Below are 16,792 nucleotides of genomic sequence, written 5' to 3' on the forward strand. Positions count from 1 at the left end.
GCTCGAAAATTTCGCATTTACGAAATCTACACTTTTCCTCCTGATGATTCGGGAGGTTTTGCTTTTATGGAAACCCGTATTTTATCTTTGATTGGGTACTTTATTTTTGTCAAAAATAATTTTACTTGAATGAAAAAAATAATTTTACTATTGATTATTGGGGGATTGCTGCAGCTTGTGATGGAGGGTCGGGTGGATGCTCTTACAGCGGACATACTTTACACGTAGGCGATCAGGGAGGTTGCTATTATATAAACTCTTCCGGTAATAAAGTATACGTAGATAAAAGCCACTGTCATAACTGCTATTGAATAAAATACAGCTCATGTTTTTTGAGTTTCATAGTTATTAGTTTTACCCTCGGAGAAATCTGAGGGTTTTGAGTTCTCCGGATTTGCATCAGGGCTTTACCTTGTGAAAATAAATATAGTCGATGGAATAGGGAAGGACTGTAAAGGCCATCAGGCTCATCTGTAAAAATAGCGCCACTTATTTTTAAGTGGCGCTGTTTTTATTTTTTTAAGTCAGGCTTTAAGAGTTTAAGAAGAAAAATCCTTTTCTCATTACCGGAAAGCTGAAGAAAACTAACGGACAAGAAGGTAGATTCCAACACCAATTGCGGCATAGGCCGTAACCGTAAGAATATCAGCAATGGGTTGCGAAAAGCGTTTTTCGGCAATTTTCTCGCTATTGATCTGGTTTTTATGGAATTTCATATTCTTTTTAGCATTACGGACAGGGTGTACAACCAGGCTGTCACCTTCCCATCGGTCAACAATGACTTTATAACTCTTGTTATCCACTTCAATTTTAACATTTTTACCGGCTGCCAGTTTTTCCTGAATACTGATGGGAGCGGGTGCCTGTTGTACTGCATTCAGGTTTTGGGAAGCAGCCCTTGCCCCATTGATCTGCGGTGAAGCAGCATTGGCAAGTGCTGTATTATTCTTTTTAGGATCCTGTTTACTGTCGGTTGCCGGATCTGCCGGCTTCTTTACCTGATAGGTATAACAGCTGGTAAGAGAACATAATATAATGATGAGATATAAATTCTTTCGCATAAGCCAAATTTAAGAATTAAACGGAATATTTGGGTGTTTCTTTTGAAAGATGGTGATTTTTTTGAAATATCTATTGGAAAAAGCGTCTGACTTTGAATCAGTAAAACTAAAATGATTTCTTGGACAGTCACACTCTTTTGTTGTTAAAAATACTATTAATCATATGGTATTACCGTTATGTATATTAAATTATAAAGCAGGCTGTTCATCCATGATGAAACAGCCTGCTTTTTTGGTTTTTATTAGGTATTAAAAATCATATCCAACTTTAAAACTTATATCTGGAATAATCTGCGGATCGTAACCTTTTTTTAAAATTTTACCTATTCCTAAACCTAATCTTAATTCATAATTGAAATGAGATGCAAAATTTCGGCGTAACCCCCAGTTGGGTATTATAGAAATCATATCATTTACATGAACATTTTTAGTATTAGAGATCACAAAAAGATCAGGTAAATATTCCAGTCTGGCAGAGAAATAATTCCCCGAATTATTTTTTACACTGTATCCTTTGTTTACTCTTTTACTTATATTATAGTAAAACTTAGGCGCTATTGAAATAGAGGGTGACAAAGCAAATCCTGTTTCACTGTAAGCATCTCCACCCCATAGGGAGGGGTTTAGAGATACTTGAGTTCTTAATGATATATGATCTGAAATACGCATTTCATTATATACATCCAGGCCAATTAAACCGGCTTGTATCCCTGTAATTGATTTCGAGATTTTTTCAGATTCTTTTTGAGAATAAGAAAATGTATAAAATAATAATAAAATGACTGGAGATACTTTTTTCATTGCATATTATTGTTTAGTTAAGTGCCAGGTTCCTGTTAGGTTTTGCTTCTTCCATACCCCATTTTTAGATTTTAAATTACCTTGTAAAATAAAACCTGATGATGATTGTGTGTTCAGCATTGATCCGTCACTTAATATTAATCCCGACAAGTCTTCTGAGTTAAATTGGCCATTTACATATCCCTGTTTATTAACGTACATATTGATTGTGCCCTTAAAATCACCGTCATAATATCCTTTCCAATTTCCCATAAATGATGAGGTATTTAGAGATTCTTGTAAATTTTTATGCTGTTGATCTAATAGTCGTTCACAGGAAATTGTTAAAAAACAGACTAATATAAATACGATTTTTCTCAAAATTTCTAGTATGTATTTATTTTACTACCATGCCACTGTCCGTTTCGCTTCGCTATTCCATACATTGTCACTTTAAAGTTGCTAGGTTTTTTAAGTCCTGAACCTGATGTATTAGGTGAGATCTTTCCATCACTTGCAATATTAATTCCAGCCTGGAACCCCCAGTCAAATGATTTTTCAACTTTGTCTCCACCTGGCTCATTTCTGTAAAGCGTTTTATGAATTAATAATTTCCCTTTTTCAACAACATTTAATGAATAGGTTATATTATTATCAGGTTTCGGCTTGCCAAGTGCCTGCCAGGTATCACCCAGAAACTTATATGATTCATCCCAGAATTTTTTATTCATATAGGCACTGGCCAGGTTTTTATTTCCAGCATCCAGAGCAGACCATATGGCTTTATCTATTAAAAAGTTGTTAGAAGAAAAATCAACCCATCTATTTAAGATATCTTCAATAAAGTAATCATCTCTAAATAATTTAGGGTAATTCTGTGTACTGTATCCGGTCATCGTATATGCATTCGGATAGAAGCCTGGTGCCCAGTTTGTTGTAGCATCAAACATTAGTCTTGAATTGTTATTGTATATGGTTGTTATTCTGTACTGGGATGGTACAGGATCAAAATAAGTGCTGTAATCATAAACGAAAGATCCGGAAATAACACCTAGTCTGATATCATCAGTATTTTCCTTTCTCCAAAAGCCAGTCCATCCTCTATATTGGTGCTTCACTTTTACTCCTAAATTATATACAAGCACGTAATTATAGTTGTAAGCTTTTGTTTTCACTCTACGTCTCTTTTCATATTTATCCGTGCATACGTCATTATCTCCGAAAAGATTGTCAAAAAGTCCATTTGTAGGTGAACAGCTTTGAAGATTATTGATATAATTATACATCGCATCTGAAGGATTGGTAGACACTGTAGGTTGGGGTGGCTGATTTCCTGCAGGCGGATTATAAGGTGGTACAGTGATCTCTATAGGAAAATAGTAGATTCCGTCATTGGGATCGATGAGTTGTAAACTATTGTTCGGTGATACCCGCTCCTGTACAAAGTTTGTTCTGACATCATCATTGGTAGGATACAAGAAATTATCTGAAATATTATTCATTGCTAAATATTTATTTAAGGCCAGATAATTATCTTCATTGATAACGAATAGTCCGGTATCTGTATACTTGTAAATATCAGTTCCAATTTGTACTTCTCCATCGCTATTTAATAAAGCTGCAAAAGTATCGTCACCAATCTGAGACTCGATATTTTCAATATCTTCGATCATAGACTCTTTGTTACTGAGCCTTTCCTTGGCATCTTTTGTCTCCATAAACCGAGGATTGTCTTTTAAAGCCTCAATTCTTTTTACAGTAAGGTCATTAATCAACTGTTCATTGCCTTCTGTAACAACAGGTCGTAACGAAGTTATCCCCTTGCTATCAATAAAGCTGGCAATTTTTTCCTCCTCTAAATCTTTTAGCTGGTCAAAAGTATCCTGAAAATCTTCTTTTGTATTAAAGAATAATCTTCCATTAACTACTTCTCCTGTAGATCTGTTAGCTAATGATTGGTGTAAGCTTACACTCTCTGGTGTGTTTTCAGCAAACGTTTCTTCTGCACAGGACGTGCAAATTGTGCCCACTATGATCAGTGGCAGTAATTTTCTTAGCATGGTTATTAATTTTGAGCTGCGAAAATACAATAAATTCTGATATATAAAAAAAAACTTTCACTTATAGAGTAAAAAATGGGATTATCTGATTAACTTTTTAAGATAATGTTGCATCAGTTGCTGTTCTTTATGATCACCATAGCTTCCTTTTCCCAGCTTCTTTCTTCGAAACTAAAAAGCCTTCCACAGCAATGGGAAGGCTTTTCTATATTCGGTTGTATTACTGAAATTCCTGTTTTTCCAATATGCCGTCTCTATAGGTTTCAGTGTATATCAATTTCCCCTTTTTTCTTGTATTGATAAGCGGTTTTCCTGTTTTTTCATTATAGTTCTGCAGCAACTTATAAAACTTCCATGTTCCCGCAGGCAGTCCGTTTTTATATTCCGCTTCCAGATAGGTATAGGGATCTGTAAATTCCGGATACTTCTGTAAATCTATGGAACTGTTTGATTTGAATTCTATCCATTTTCCTTCTTTGTGATGGTTTTTCACGATGCCCTGTTCTTCCTCATCTTTATAAATGCCGTCATGCTCATAGTATCTGACCCATTTTCCGGAAGGCAGAATCTGGTACTGCTGTAAAGGTTTTACTGTAAAAGGATCTTCGGTAAATTCATAATCCTGAAGGGAAATAATATAATTCTTATCAATATTGAACAGGGTATAGCGGGCAAATCCCATTTCGCCTTCATGATGAAGATAAATTCTTTTCATATCAACAGGCGTATTGTTCCTGGTTGAAATTAAATATATTTTTTCAATAAATGGCTGAGCGTAACGGACCGTATTATACACCGCCATAAAGTATAATGATTGGTCTCTATAGCACAGAAAATCGGAGGCCACAGCAATGCGGTTATTTTTCTCATTGACATTTTCTCTGAAAGGCAGAAAAACATCATATTCTTCAGGGAGAGATACCCAATCTTTCCTGATGGGCGTTTCAAATTTCAGGGCATTGAGCTCCTTCAGTTTATTTTCATCCTGCAGGACAGGAAGAACGGCATCCGAAGTTGTTCTTTTTGAAAGATCAGAATATCCGAAGGGCAGGTTGATACAGTCAGTTTTATGAGTATTAAAGGAGATCGATCCCTGAGCTGCTGAAGATTTTTCTGTATAAATGGTCTTATTTTCTGTCTGGGCTCTGGTCCCACAGGAAAAAAGAAAAAACAGAATACTGAAACAGGCGATATTAATTTTATGCATAAATATCTGATATTTGATTGAACCCGTGAATATGCAGGTGGTTGTTATGTCTGGGGGTAGCGGTATGGGTCGTATGAGGCAGCCGCGTTGTTGCATTGTCTGCAGTACTCGTATTGGAAGTATTTGAAAAATCCTCTGACCGGCCTAATATAAATCCAAAATCATAAAGAATATTCCGGAGAATGACCTGGTTGTCATAATCAAAATTGGCCGCTGTAAGGATGGTATTGACTCCATCCTGCTGGGTCGTTAATAAATTCAGATCCCCGGCTTCTCCATTGACGTGTTCGGCACTGGGATAGCATGAGGCATCAGCATAGGAAAACCCCTGGGATACGATATAATGCTCGTGTCCTTCCTGTCTGAACTGTGCCAGTGCTCCTAAGAATCCGGAGAATAAGTCCGGTTGAATGCTCCTTCTTCTGGTATGCTGAAAGCCGTATCGGATGATGACGCCATCACGGTTATAATTGAACGCTTCAAAGATCTGTGACCCAACCCCTGTATTCTGTAAAATATCCATATTGACAAGCTCTACATTGTCTTGCTGATTGGCATACCATTTATCAGTGGCTCCGTCACCCAGTGTCCCGTTGGAATACACCAGCAGCTGATGGGCATCAATCTGTTCTCCTGCAGCTCTGTTTGCCGTGAAATCTATAGTCTCCAGCAGAGTTCCTCTCTGGGCCACCGGTGGAATGGTATTGACTCTTCTTTTTCGGGTTACCGTTTCCTTTATTCTTGAACAAATTCTGTGTTCATTATCATTCTGGTCATAATAAAAATAAACGGCTTCAGTAGAATGGCGATTCACAACCTTCTGGATTCTTCTTCTTCCTCCCGCATTATTCAATGGTAAAGTATTATAAACATTACTGCCATGATGAATGGTATATATATTTTTATTCACCACCCTGAATCTTGTGGTATCATTCAGGAAAATACCGGCTCCGTTTACTTCTTCCTGCCCCTCTCCGTAAGCACAGGGATTATTGTCTGTTCTTTCTACGACCACTTCCAGGTTGATGTTGCCGTCTCCCAGTCTTTGGGACCATTCATCGAAAGTAGCTCTTCCATCCGGTCTCAGCTGTAATTTGATAATCGCTTTATTGATATGATCACTCTGCAGATTGCTGTAATGGGCATGGCTTCCATCTCTGTTGTTAAGAGCATCAAAATTTCCAACCCGTACTGTAAACAATCTCTGTGCCTCATACCGGTCAGGAGATATAAAACGCATTAGCTGTAATGTATCTGTATTTTCTGTCATGGTACTGGCTGAAGGTCTTATCACCACATCGATATCCAGGTCTGTCATATTGCTGGTTTCTATAACCAGATATACTGTTTTTCCCAATATCGAATCATAGGGAATGTCCTGGTTCTGATGGTCTTGCTGTACATGGGCGGAATCAATTTTTGTGAAATTGACTCTTGTTCCATTGTCTGTCGTGACCTTCTTGGCAAAATAAACATCCGTAATACGCTGTAATGAATTATCGGGAGTATCCGGAGCCAATGGGCTGTTTAATGTCTGTGTCTGCCCGGAGTCTGTGATGGTAATGCGTGTTGCCATTTTAAAACTTTTCTTTTTTTAATATGGGAGTTACTGCTATTTCCTGACGGGGATGGTCCATGATTGTATTTTCCTTAGCTGAAGGAAGGCTCATGCATCCAATTAATAAACATACACTGCCGGAATGGCATAATCTTTCGCTGAATTTTTTATCCGGCGGGCTCAGTATTTCTTCAATCCATCCTATTTTTTTATAATTCTTCATGGCTTATTTCTTTTATATGATAGATGATTTTCTTTTGGTAGTTTTCCCCCAGGGAAAATTCTATGGTAAGTTTATGTTCCAGCACTTCTTTGGTGGTGGAATCTAATAACATCTGTCCTTTGTATTTTTCAAGTTTCGGAACATCTGTTTCGCTGTGATAGGTTATTTCTTTTCTTTTCATTGCACCATAAAACATTTCCCAGTTTTTCTCCGAAGGAATATTGCCGGTGTACTGTAAAAGCAATAATTCATCATCACAGCGCATGGCTTCCGTTTGTACAGTCTCATTGATATCTATTATGGTACTGTCCATAAAATTACTGTAGCGTACCTTATGCGTTACCAGATTTTCCTTGTCATACCAGCCATAAAATTTATGGAGGATCATCCCAAAATGAATATTTTTTAAAAAATCCTGACTCACTAATTTTTCATTTTGGTAAAATGTTTTTAAAAACTGATAAATATCTTCTGCCTTTTTACCAATATAAGACCGGGAGAGCCTTTCCACAGCCTTTTCCGCTCTGTCCTGAAGAATTGATAATCCCTGTACATCTTTTAAACGGCCATATTCATCGGTTATAAGAACTACATCATCATTGATATCTGCAACTCTGGCTAAAAAATCCTTTTCAGATAATGAAAGTTCCTTATCGCGGTGAACTCTGTCAAAAACTTCAATATGGTATTCAAATCTATCAGCTTCCAAACGCTTCAGCGTGACATGAAAGTTTTTGTTAAGCTCGCTTCTGTGTACTTTCCCATAGATTGTGGTGTATTCATTACAGGAATAGCGGTAAAATTTCTTTCCTTCTGAAAGATTTAATTTAACATTGATGGGAAATACAGGCTCCATAATTTCTCACTCGTTTTATCAACTTGTTATTGCAGATTACCCCATTTTTTATTTGAAAACTACTTTTCCACCTGAAGAAATCCACTGGTTTTTTTTATTCCATGATCCGTCACAGTCCTGCTGCATCTGTTTTACTATTTTGGCTTTTTTCAGATCAATAATGGCACAGGTATAGTTTTCATGGAGGGTGCTGTCTTTATCACTTTCGTGCACATAATCTTTGATGATGGCATCTACCACTACATAGTTAGCATTAGGAGACAGCCGGTAGAAGAGCTCACTTCCAATGCCTTTGTATTCATTGCCTTTATCCACTTTTATACGCTTCTTTTTATTCATGATATAGAGATTGTACCACAGTTTCGTATTGTTATTATAGGAGGCATAGTATAATGATAAAGTATTATTTAAAGCAATAAGGGTGTCCTTCTTTACTGTTTTATTGTGCTCATAATGATCTCGCCGGGAAACGGTGTTTCCGCATGTAATACAAATGACTAAAATCATTACGATGGATGTAATTTTTTTCATGACAGATTGGAATTTTTTTTCATTTTTTCATACCGTTTATCCATATCGGTACCTCTTCTGTTATTACCGTAATCATCAAGGATTTCCTGCTCATACTGGCTATGCTTATCTCCCCATTCAGCAGGGTTTCTTGATAGTTTTTCTACCTTTTCTCCTTCCTTTTTAGTTTTATTTTCTTTCGCTGTATTGGCATCTTTTTTAGCAAAAAACCGGCCTAATGCGGCACCGAAATCATCTTTTACCAATGCCGGTCTGTTGATGTGATGATCCAATACGGTGGCCTTGCCCAGTTTGGATTGTAAATAATCTGACAATTTATAAGAGTAGCCTGTAGGAGTTATAGGAAGTACGACCTCTTTCAGCCTCTTGATAAAATCCAGCACCTGTTTTTCCTGAAAAGTCTTATCAATAACAGCATTTACAATCGGCTGAAGAGGCTTACATTCCACTGTTTTGCCAAATAAGGATTCTTTACAGTTTTCTCTGATTTTGTTTGATAATGTATTCCCCGTAATTTTTTCTGCTTTGGAATTTGAAGGATCTTTATAATACAGAATTCCGGATTCTACTGTCCATCCGCATGATACAAATAATTCGTCATATTTCTCAGGGTACTGGGCTTTAAACTCTTCAACCTGTGTTGTAAACTCACCTTTTCCTGTATGATCCACCGTTTTCTGCATGGCACCGGCAGTTAATATCATCTGTTCGCCGGAAAGGTCCCAGTCATAGGACTGCACAGAATCTAATTTTCCTTCATTTTCAGACATTCCTATCAAAATAGCCTTTTCTTCAGTCGTGATTTTCTTGTCTTCGATCAGTGTATCCCAATCAGCATAGTTTTCAAGTTTTTTTGTTCCCCAGTAGGCAGGTCCATATTTTCCGCTATACCGGGTGCATGTAATATCATAATTGTTTCCGCAATTACAATATCTGATCTCAAACCTTTCATTGTCCTTATTTAAAAATTCATGCGTATCATCCGGAAACTTCACTTCATCCTCAGTTCCCGTTATTTCTGCTTTGAAATATAAGAAAGCATTCCTGTCGTCTCTTTTATTAAACTTATCAATCAGTTTTTTCAGATCTTCATCAGTTTTGGGACGCATCGTTATTTCTTTAGCATACACCAGTGTTCCGTTGATCGTGAATTCTATTTTGGTTTTCTCTTCTTCACCATCCAGAAACTTTACGGGATTTTCATAAATGTTTTCTGCATTTTTCAGTTTATTTTCATAGATCTCAACAGAGAGCTTTCCGCTTGCACCTTCACAGTTAGCGACTACCCATACTTTCTTTTTAATGGTCGTACTGTTTATTCTCTCAAAATCAAAATCCGGGCTGCCATCTGTTTTTTTTGCCTGTACCTCTTCTTCCCAGGTGACTTTTACCGATTCTTTTGCTTTTAGTTTTACCGAATCTTCTTTATCAGCCTGTATGTTTCTTCTTCCTTTTTTTTCATACTTCTTTTTGACATCAGATACCATACCGCCACTTTTCACTGTGTACGTTTCTTCCTTGGTTTCCCAGGTCATTTTGGGAACCTGTTTTGCAAAATATATTTTTACCACATTCACTTCATGATCTACCTGGTGTGGCAGATCATAAACCTTTTGATTGGGGTTTGCAGCATAATCATCTTGTTTTTGTGTTTCACTCATAGCGTTCTATTTTGAGCTTATTAGTAAAAATCATTGGATTGATTATATTTTGTTTCTAAGTCTTTGAGTACTTTTAACCTTAATTTTGAAGGTAAATCTTTCAATGTAACATTCAGATTATCTTTGAGCTTACATTTGCCTTCCTGTTCGCAGTAATACTTTATATGGTGTAAATACTTTTTACGGTTATACAATATGATGTAGGAGACTTTTGTATCATTATCCCAGTTTCCGCAATAGGTAAAAGGTATTAAAACAGCCTGATGTTTATCTATGTTATTAATGGATATATTCTCAGCTTTTACATGGATTAAACCGGATTGTGCATAGGGATAATTGTAATCTATGCTGTTACTGTAATTTTTATTTTTAACAGTGGCACTGATCAGGGTTACGGCTCCGTCAAATCTGTTTTTTTCAGAATTACAGGGATTAATTACTTTTACTGTAAGCTTACTGGATATGCCTCCGTCTTTGAAGTTTTTATTTATGATCAGTGAGTCCTGATAATACCTTTTCAAAGTATCATTCACAGACTTTTGTCCGCAAACAGGAATACAGAAAAGTAATACCATACTAGTAACTGAGCTTTTCATTTTTTGTATAATAAATAGGTAATTCATCATCTTCAGATTTTTTGGTATACTCTATGGGATATATGGAGGAAGTCCTTTGTCCGAAGGTTCCTACACAGACTTTGTTTCCCTGATTTCCTCCCAGATAATAGATGGTTTTGCCATCATTACTCTTTCCGACAGCTATGCTTACGTGGTGTTTGTTTAATAAAACACATATTGAACCCAGTAGAGGCTGATTACCAGCAATAAGCTTCCCCCATACCGGATCGTCAAATTCTTCTTTTTCCAGTCCTTTTTTATCGGTCGGGTTCTTCTTAAGCCCGGCTCTGTATCTTGTCTTTTCTTCTCCGTATGAATAGGCACCCGGGTCTAATTGAGCAGAATATCCTGTGTTTTTTAAACACCATCCCACAAATGAAGCACACCAGGAGCTGTTATCCGTATTGGCGCAGGCTTTTGGCTTATTTTGCCGGTTTACAGCATGATATTCATCTACAATTTTTGAACAGTGCGTGGCTTCTGAAACGCCAAGTTCCTGCTCCTCCCGGGCCTTAACAACCCATGGCTGCTCAAGGTATTTTATTTTAAAATATTTACCGGCTTCATTTAAGAAGGTGTTTTTCAGGCTGCTGCTTCCTTCTTTACCCAGATATTCAATTTTAGGCTCATCAGAAGTAACTTCTATATATACCGAGGCTTCTTTGTCCGGACTTGCAGCTATAAGCTTGGCTAAATTAAATGACAGGTCATCAGCACGCTGATTGAGCATCAGCTTTAGCACTGCTTTGTTTTTGAACTGGCTTGAATTTTCTATTGTGGGATCATTGGCAAAATTATCAACATCTATTTCAAATTCACTTTTTGCTTTTATGCCCGCATATTTCGAAGCATCAGTAACTTTTTCCACATCTTTTATATCAATTAAGCTTACTTCAGTATCAATATCCGTCAGAACTTTATTTTTACCGCTTTTAATCTTAACTTTTATTTTTTTTCCTGAAAGTCCTTCCGTCTCAACAATTAAGGCAACCTGATAACTTAATCCCCGTTCTGTTATTTTTTCCATAGATATTTTTGTAGTATCTACTTTCTTTTTTACAGAAACTTTTTTCCCCAGTTTTTTGTTATAGACTTCCTCCTCCTTTTCAACAGGAGAGCCTTTCTCTGCGGTCCATTTTACAAAGTAGGCATCAATTATTTTAGGAGTTTCATTATTTTGAATTTCACTTTTTATACTTTCAGCTTTCGGAATCGGTGTCGCAGCCGCAGCATTAAACTCAGGGTCACAGTCTATATAAGACTCTTTTACCAGCACGGTCTGTTCCTGGATAACAGAGGTTCCCAGATTTTGCCAGGGCGTTAATTTTATCACACTCATACAGGGTGGAGGAGGTATTTTTCTGGCAGGCCATTTCGGGTGTCCGCAGGTTCCTTTGAACTGAAGGTTGACCATATTGTTCCCATCGCCCTTTGTAGCAAATAACTTATCCTGAAGGATGATCTCGTTTGAGGTTACTTTCAATTCTCCCGGCGCCTGGGCATAAGGACACTTCAAGGTGGCTCCATGCATTACCATTTCCCTCTTTTCTGAAGGAGAATCATCGTTGGATCTTTTTTGTTTTTCTGCCCTTTTCTCAGAAAGTTTCTGATCATGTGCTGAAGTATTCTGATCTTCCATGTGTTAATATTTTAGATTGGATTCAAAGGTTGAGGTTAGAATCATTCGTTGGTAACAGATGAAACCGACTTTCCTCATCCAAAGCAGGCCTAACCTTTACTTACTTTAACGTCTTTTCCTCCCTGAAATACGGCCAATGATGTTCCTCTCAGCTTTAAATCACCTTTAGAGGTCTGTATATCAGCTTCTCCGGAAATACTTCTAAAGGTATTGCCTGTGCTTTCTGTCTGATCTTTTTTTACGGTAACACTTTTATTCTCAGAGGTCTGAGTATATCTCTTTGTAATTGATTCGGTATGGTCATTGCCAATATGCAGAGTACTGTCCTGTCCAATCTTAGTGGTCATATTTCTTCCCACAGAAATCTGCATATCTTCGCCTGCCGTGAAAGTCATATTTTTCGGTGCAGTAACATGAATATTGCCCTGTCCATCCATAAAATAGGTATTTCCGCTTGGATCTTTAATGGTTACACTTTTTTCGGCATCATTCATTAATACCTTAATACCGCTTCTGGTTTGTATGGACTTCAGATGATTGTCTACGCCTCCGCCCAGACCTACCTGGCCATGGAACATTCCCCCCATTGCAAACGGGAAATCGGGATTGTGGTATTCAAATCCTACCATTACCTGATCGCCAACTTCAGGAATGGCTACAAAACCTCTGTTTTGAGCTACAGCATCTGTTCCTCCCGCATCAGGACTCATCATTCTGATAAAATGGGTGGTGTCATTTAACTGCCAGTCAAACCGAACCTGTATTCTGCCCTGATTCAATGGATCTGTGTTCGATATTACGGTGGCCACCTGAGGTTCTGCCTTAGGCATTTCAAAATCAGGTTTTGGCATAAAGCCGGTGCCTTCAGCAATAGCTTCAAAGCTTCCTGTATAATATCCTCTTGCATTCACTTCGTGGCTCACCTCCGTAATCATAAGGGTGGTAAAATGCGAAGTATCATTGGTATCGGTCTTCCTCATAGCTAAATCTGCCACACAGCCAATGTACAGGAATGGCACTGTCGTGTGTCCTGTAACCGTAAAAACTTCTACCGCTTTACTTCCCCTTGCACTCTTCTGGGAGTCATCCACATCCAGAAACATATTGGCATTAACGGGAGTAGGAGTCAGTGAACGGGTGGTAAAAATAGTGTCATTCAGTTCATAGGCTTTGGCAGATAATTCTCCTAAGTGCTGTACACGGTCATAAGAACCCACCATCTTCGTATGGCTGCTGCTGTTATAACCAAAGTATTCCGGCTTGGTGTGAACTGCTTTTAGTTCCACAATCACATCCGTTACATTGCTTCCGTATACCAGTTGGATCGGTTTTTCAGAAGGGGGAAGCTTTCCGAAATGAAGAATTTCTCCGTCATAATAAAATTGCTCTCCGTAGGCTTCTGCAATCCTTGTAAGATAATTGTAATGGGTTTCGTTGTATTGTGAACTGTAACTGATGTAACTTTTGTTTTGTGGGTCTATCCTGAAATCGAATTTATTTGTTCCCAATGTTTCCTTGATAATCCGGTTGGCAATAATATTGGTATTCACCGTCTGGCTTCCTCCGAAACTTTGGGTATGGGGAGCAGCATCCATCAGAATAGTTGGGCTTTTTCCTTTTAAGATGATATTTCCCAGGCTCATTTTTTCCTGACTGAATGCTACCTGGGTAATGAGACCCACAAATGTTCTTTCAGGGCTCTCATTTTCGGCATCTTTATATTTAAAAACAATGGTGATTCTCTTACCTAAAAACTTTTGGGCCTGCTCCAGGTTGTGATTTTGTACCTCACCTAAAGAGTCATGAGCCAATACCAGTTCAAAATCATGGTGCTTTCTTGCACTCTGCTGTAAACGAAAGTGTTTAAAGTGATTGATAGTCTTGCCCTCAACCACAATATCCAGTTTTACCACCCGGTTAATGCCCGAAATGTGGTTGTCTGAAACTTTCTCAGAATTTGAGGAGTTTTTCATAATATTTTGTACGTTTTTTTTTGGTATTATGTCACCGAATTTAGATAAAAAATAGATTACATAATGTAAATTTTCGTTAAATATGTAAAATTGTAGTAAAACTACGATCAATAAAAATCCTGTTCGCAGCAAAATAAAAAGAGCCTTTCAGGAAATGAAAGGCTCTTTTTAATTATTTCAAAACTTGCTGGTCATACAGGAGATTGTCATATTCATCAAAGCTTATGATCAATACTTTATATTGCTTTGCACTGTCGTTATTGAAGAACTTAATTCTGGGAGGAACATAGTCACTGTCAAACAAATTAGGATTCCAGTACAGGGTTTCCCGGGTATCATTTTCAATTTTCGCAGTATCATCTATCATTTCAATAGGGAATTCTGATGGTTTATCATATCCTTTTATGACAGAAGAGTTGTTCTTTGGAGCATCCTTTTCAGTATTTTTAGATTTCATATCACCTCTCATGGTGTAAACGGCTACTGCATCACCTATTAATCCAGCTCCCTTGATAATTTTTACCATAGCAATCTGGGCGATAGGAAGACTGGAAATCATGCTTGGGTCAACAGGTATTTCATCTAAATAAAGTTTAGCCTGCTGATTGCGGATATAAGGTATATTAACCCCTGAACTGTTTCTTTGAAATGTTAAACCCGCAGCTCTTCCCTGCAGCCAGTCCAGTATATTGGTTGATCCTGCAGCATGCTGATCTTCATTTACAAAATCAAATATAGTGGAGTTGACAGAGTTAAACATTCCGGTGGAGAGCTGTTTGTTGAGCTCTTCTTTTGGGTCCTTCTTTTTTCCTACCAATTTTACCTGTTCAATCTGTATTTCATTAGTTGCTATTTTTTTATTGTTATTCTGAGTGTTGATGGCTCTGGAAATTGCAGGCGGAAGGGATTTATTTTTGTCGGCTTTTACCAAAGTATATTTTGTACCCGGGAAGTTTCCATTAAATGGGGTGGGATTGACCAGGGGTTCAATGGTAACAAATAAATTATCAGTACTTGATTCTTTATTCTCCGAATTTACAAATAATGAAATATTCAAAGGTTCATCATTGCTGAGATTATTTAAATATACATAGCCATTCTGATCCGTTTTGAATTGGTTAAAAGCAGATGCATTTTTACCCAATTGTGATATTATATTTACATTGGTATTGATCAGCAGGGCACTGTTTTTAATAGGTTTTATCCTATAAGAAAGAAATTGCTGTGAATTGGTTTTAATGGAAGGTGCAGATCCGCTGAGAACAGAATTCCAGTCGAATCTTTTCCAGTTTTCAGAAATAAGCAGAGCATCCAGAGCTTCTGTGTTGGCATTCTTAGAAAAGTATTGTGCAGGATTATCTATTCTTGTTGTAAAATCACCGGTAAGCCAAAGTGCACTCAGGATATTTTCTTCTTCCGGATTCTGAATCCCGTCATCTTCGCTCACCAGAACAGTATAATTTTTAAAATTGGATTCCGGAGAGAGATCAATGCTGTTAAACGATCTTGGAGTTGGTTTTAAGCTTTGAGCTATGATTTCAGGTTTGTCAATCTTTAAATTTCCGGGTTTTATAAAGCAAAGCCTTTTGGCAACCACATTGTCCTGTTCATCAAAGATGGCCAGTTGTAAAATGCCGTTGGCACCATTGCTTATTTTGGTAGGAATAAGACTTGAAACTTCATTGGTCAGGTGGTTGATATTAGCTCGGTACGCAAGGTGGTTGTTGATCGTTCCGATAATTTTATAATTTTGAAGCTGTTGTTTCAGATTTACCCCTTTTAAGGTGTATTTTATTCCTTCTTTAGAGCTTGAAACTTCCATATTCAGGCCGCTGTCGGCAACGGGTGGCAGATCTATTGTCTGTTTCTTTCCGTTATTATCCTGAATAATAGCCTGGTATTTTTTTCCTGAAGCGGGAGTTATTTTAAAAGAAGCAACATTTTTATCAAAAGATTTGAATGTGGTGATGGGTGTGCTGGGGTTTTGAACGTCGATTACTTTTCCGGTCCAGTTTTCTGGCAAAGAAGAATTTCCTGATAATCTTACCGCAAATTTTGTAGGCATACCGCTAATGAAAGTTCCGCCTTCGGGAAAGGTTTTGACAGACCAATCAGAGCTTTTGGCGATAATTAATGATTCTGTGGAATTCGGATTGTAAATCGGAAGTGTTTTAACAATCTGGAAATCTTCATTAAAATTAGTCATGTAAGGAGTGTAGGCTCTTACAAAATAAACCTGTTCAGGGAGATCGTCTTTCAGCTGAAAATCACCGCTGCCTTCGCCATTGGTAAGAAGGATGGTTTTCCAGTCTATTAATTTTTTATCAGAATTGTACAGTTCAACAAATAGGGTTGTGGATGATGCAGAGCGGTTATATCCGTCAAATACAAAACTTTTGAACCATATTTTATCACCGGCAGCATATTGTAATTTGTCGGTCAGTAAATATACCTTCTCCTGTTCATAATTATTCTCAAGATTGGTAATTGCTTTTTCTAATTTGGTCTGTGCCAGTACTGGCTGTACGATTGAAAGAAGCAATACACAGAATATATTTTTCATAGAAATCTCAGGGCATTTTAATTCTGTGCTAATGTAATGATTTAAAGACTTCGGAAAATGATA

Annotated in this window: 15 protein-coding genes; 1 reads left to right on the forward strand and 14 read right to left on the reverse strand. The window is 37.5% G+C overall.

Annotated elements, in window-relative coordinates; all coding sequences use genetic code 11:
- Positions 1-125: 125 nt before the first annotated feature.
- Complete coding sequence (locus tag CRS_RS12360) at positions 126-311, forward strand: hypothetical protein (protein ID WP_142724346.1); 186 nt, start codon at positions 126-128, stop codon at positions 309-311.
- 273 nt (positions 312-584) lie between these two features.
- On the opposite strand, the gene CRS_RS12365 is transcribed toward CRS_RS12360, so the two are convergent.
- The 14 genes from CRS_RS12365 to CRS_RS12430 all read right to left on the reverse strand — a co-directional run bounded on the left by CRS_RS12365 (position 585) and on the right by CRS_RS12430 (position 16,729).
- The gene (locus CRS_RS12365) at positions 585-1,061 is read right to left on the reverse strand and encodes a hypothetical protein (protein WP_142724347.1); all 477 of its coding nucleotides are present in this window, start codon (positions 1,059-1,061) and stop codon (positions 585-587) included.
- 249 nt (positions 1,062-1,310) lie between these two features.
- On the reverse strand, positions 1,311-1,862 hold the full coding sequence (locus CRS_RS12370) for a hypothetical protein (RefSeq protein ID WP_142724348.1): 552 nt from the start codon (positions 1,860-1,862) through the stop codon (positions 1,311-1,313).
- 6 nt (positions 1,863-1,868) lie between these two features.
- Entirely contained in the window at positions 1,869-2,222 is a 354-nt protein-coding gene (locus CRS_RS12375) for a hypothetical protein (protein WP_172617061.1), read from the reverse strand.
- Between the two features lie 5 nt (positions 2,223-2,227).
- Positions 2,228-3,901, reverse strand: a complete 1,674-nt coding sequence (locus CRS_RS12380) for a hypothetical protein (protein ID WP_142724350.1) — start codon at positions 3,899-3,901, stop codon at positions 2,228-2,230.
- Between the two features lie 220 nt (positions 3,902-4,121).
- On the reverse strand, positions 4,122-5,108 hold the full coding sequence (locus CRS_RS12385) for a hypothetical protein (RefSeq protein ID WP_142724351.1): 987 nt from the start codon (positions 5,106-5,108) through the stop codon (positions 4,122-4,124).
- Positions 5,101-6,684 (reverse strand): hypothetical protein, encoded by a 1,584-nt coding sequence (locus CRS_RS12390; protein ID WP_142724352.1) that lies wholly within the window; start codon positions 6,682-6,684, stop codon positions 5,101-5,103. The genes CRS_RS12385 and CRS_RS12390 overlap by 8 nt, the downstream gene beginning before the upstream one ends.
- 1 nt (position 6,685) lies before the next feature.
- Positions 6,686-6,889: a hypothetical protein gene (locus tag CRS_RS12395; RefSeq protein WP_142724353.1), complete on the reverse strand. Its 204-nt coding sequence runs from the start codon at positions 6,887-6,889 to the stop codon at positions 6,686-6,688.
- Complete coding sequence (locus CRS_RS12400) at positions 6,876-7,745, reverse strand: hypothetical protein (protein WP_142724354.1); 870 nt, start codon at positions 7,743-7,745, stop codon at positions 6,876-6,878. Before CRS_RS12400 ends, CRS_RS12395 begins: the two co-directional genes overlap by 14 nt.
- A 48-nt stretch (positions 7,746-7,793) precedes the next feature.
- A complete protein-coding gene (locus tag CRS_RS12405; protein WP_142724355.1) occupies positions 7,794-8,276 on the reverse strand; it encodes a hypothetical protein in 483 nt (160 codons plus the stop codon).
- Positions 8,273-9,937, reverse strand: coding sequence for a hypothetical protein (locus CRS_RS12410; RefSeq protein WP_142724356.1), 1,665 nt, complete (start codon positions 9,935-9,937; stop codon positions 8,273-8,275). Before CRS_RS12410 ends, CRS_RS12405 begins: the two co-directional genes overlap by 4 nt.
- A gap of 20 nt (positions 9,938-9,957) precedes the next feature.
- Positions 9,958-10,533: a hypothetical protein gene (locus CRS_RS12415; RefSeq protein WP_142724357.1), complete on the reverse strand. Its 576-nt coding sequence runs from the start codon at positions 10,531-10,533 to the stop codon at positions 9,958-9,960.
- A complete protein-coding gene (locus tag CRS_RS12420; protein ID WP_142724358.1) occupies positions 10,514-12,193 on the reverse strand; it encodes a PAAR-like protein in 1,680 nt (559 codons plus the stop codon). The genes CRS_RS12415 and CRS_RS12420 overlap by 20 nt, the downstream gene beginning before the upstream one ends.
- Positions 12,194-12,282: 89 nt before the next feature.
- Complete coding sequence (locus tag CRS_RS12425) at positions 12,283-14,166, reverse strand: type VI secretion system Vgr family protein (RefSeq protein ID WP_142724359.1); 1,884 nt, start codon at positions 14,164-14,166, stop codon at positions 12,283-12,285.
- 172 nt (positions 14,167-14,338) lie between these two features.
- Complete coding sequence (locus tag CRS_RS12430; RefSeq protein WP_142724360.1) at positions 14,339-16,729, reverse strand: hypothetical protein; 2,391 nt, start codon at positions 16,727-16,729, stop codon at positions 14,339-14,341.
- Positions 16,730-16,792 lie beyond the last annotated feature (63 nt).

The sequence above is a fragment of the Chryseobacterium sp. ON_d1 genome, assembly GCF_006829085.1.
In the GTDB taxonomy this organism is placed as follows: domain Bacteria; phylum Bacteroidota; class Bacteroidia; order Flavobacteriales; family Weeksellaceae; genus Chryseobacterium.

What these genes read in the sequence shown, in the direction of transcription:
- CRS_RS12380 (WP_142724350.1), bottom strand. Translation starts at nt 3,901, where the DNA reads ATGCTAAGAAAATTACTGCCACTGATCATAGTGGGCACAATTTGCACG.
- CRS_RS12405 (WP_142724355.1), bottom strand. Translation starts at nt 8,276, where the DNA reads ATGAAAAAAATTACATCCATCGTAATGATTTTAGTCATTTGTATTACA.
- CRS_RS12425 (WP_142724359.1), bottom strand. Translation starts at nt 14,166, where the DNA reads ATGAAAAACTCCTCAAATTCTGAGAAAGTTTCAGACAACCACATTTCG.
- CRS_RS12365 (WP_142724347.1), bottom strand. Translation starts at nt 1,061, where the DNA reads ATGCGAAAGAATTTATATCTCATCATTATATTATGTTCTCTTACCAGC.
- CRS_RS12430 (WP_142724360.1), bottom strand. Translation starts at nt 16,729, where the DNA reads ATGAAAAATATATTCTGTGTATTGCTTCTTTCAATCGTACAGCCAGTA.
- CRS_RS12400 (WP_142724354.1), bottom strand. Translation starts at nt 7,745, where the DNA reads ATGGAGCCTGTATTTCCCATCAATGTTAAATTAAATCTTTCAGAAGGA.
- CRS_RS12420 (WP_142724358.1), bottom strand. Translation starts at nt 12,193, where the DNA reads ATGGAAGATCAGAATACTTCAGCACATGATCAGAAACTTTCTGAGAAA.
- CRS_RS12390 (WP_142724352.1), bottom strand. Translation starts at nt 6,684, where the DNA reads ATGGCAACACGCATTACCATCACAGACTCCGGGCAGACACAGACATTA.
- CRS_RS12415 (WP_142724357.1), bottom strand. Translation starts at nt 10,533, where the DNA reads ATGAAAAGCTCAGTTACTAGTATGGTATTACTTTTCTGTATTCCTGTT.
- CRS_RS12410 (WP_142724356.1), bottom strand. Translation starts at nt 9,937, where the DNA reads ATGAGTGAAACACAAAAACAAGATGATTATGCTGCAAACCCCAATCAA.
- CRS_RS12395 (WP_142724353.1), bottom strand. Translation starts at nt 6,889, where the DNA reads ATGAAGAATTATAAAAAAATAGGATGGATTGAAGAAATACTGAGCCCG.
- CRS_RS12370 (WP_142724348.1), bottom strand. Translation starts at nt 1,862, where the DNA reads ATGAAAAAAGTATCTCCAGTCATTTTATTATTATTTTATACATTTTCT.
- CRS_RS12385 (WP_142724351.1), bottom strand. Translation starts at nt 5,108, where the DNA reads ATGCATAAAATTAATATCGCCTGTTTCAGTATTCTGTTTTTTCTTTTT.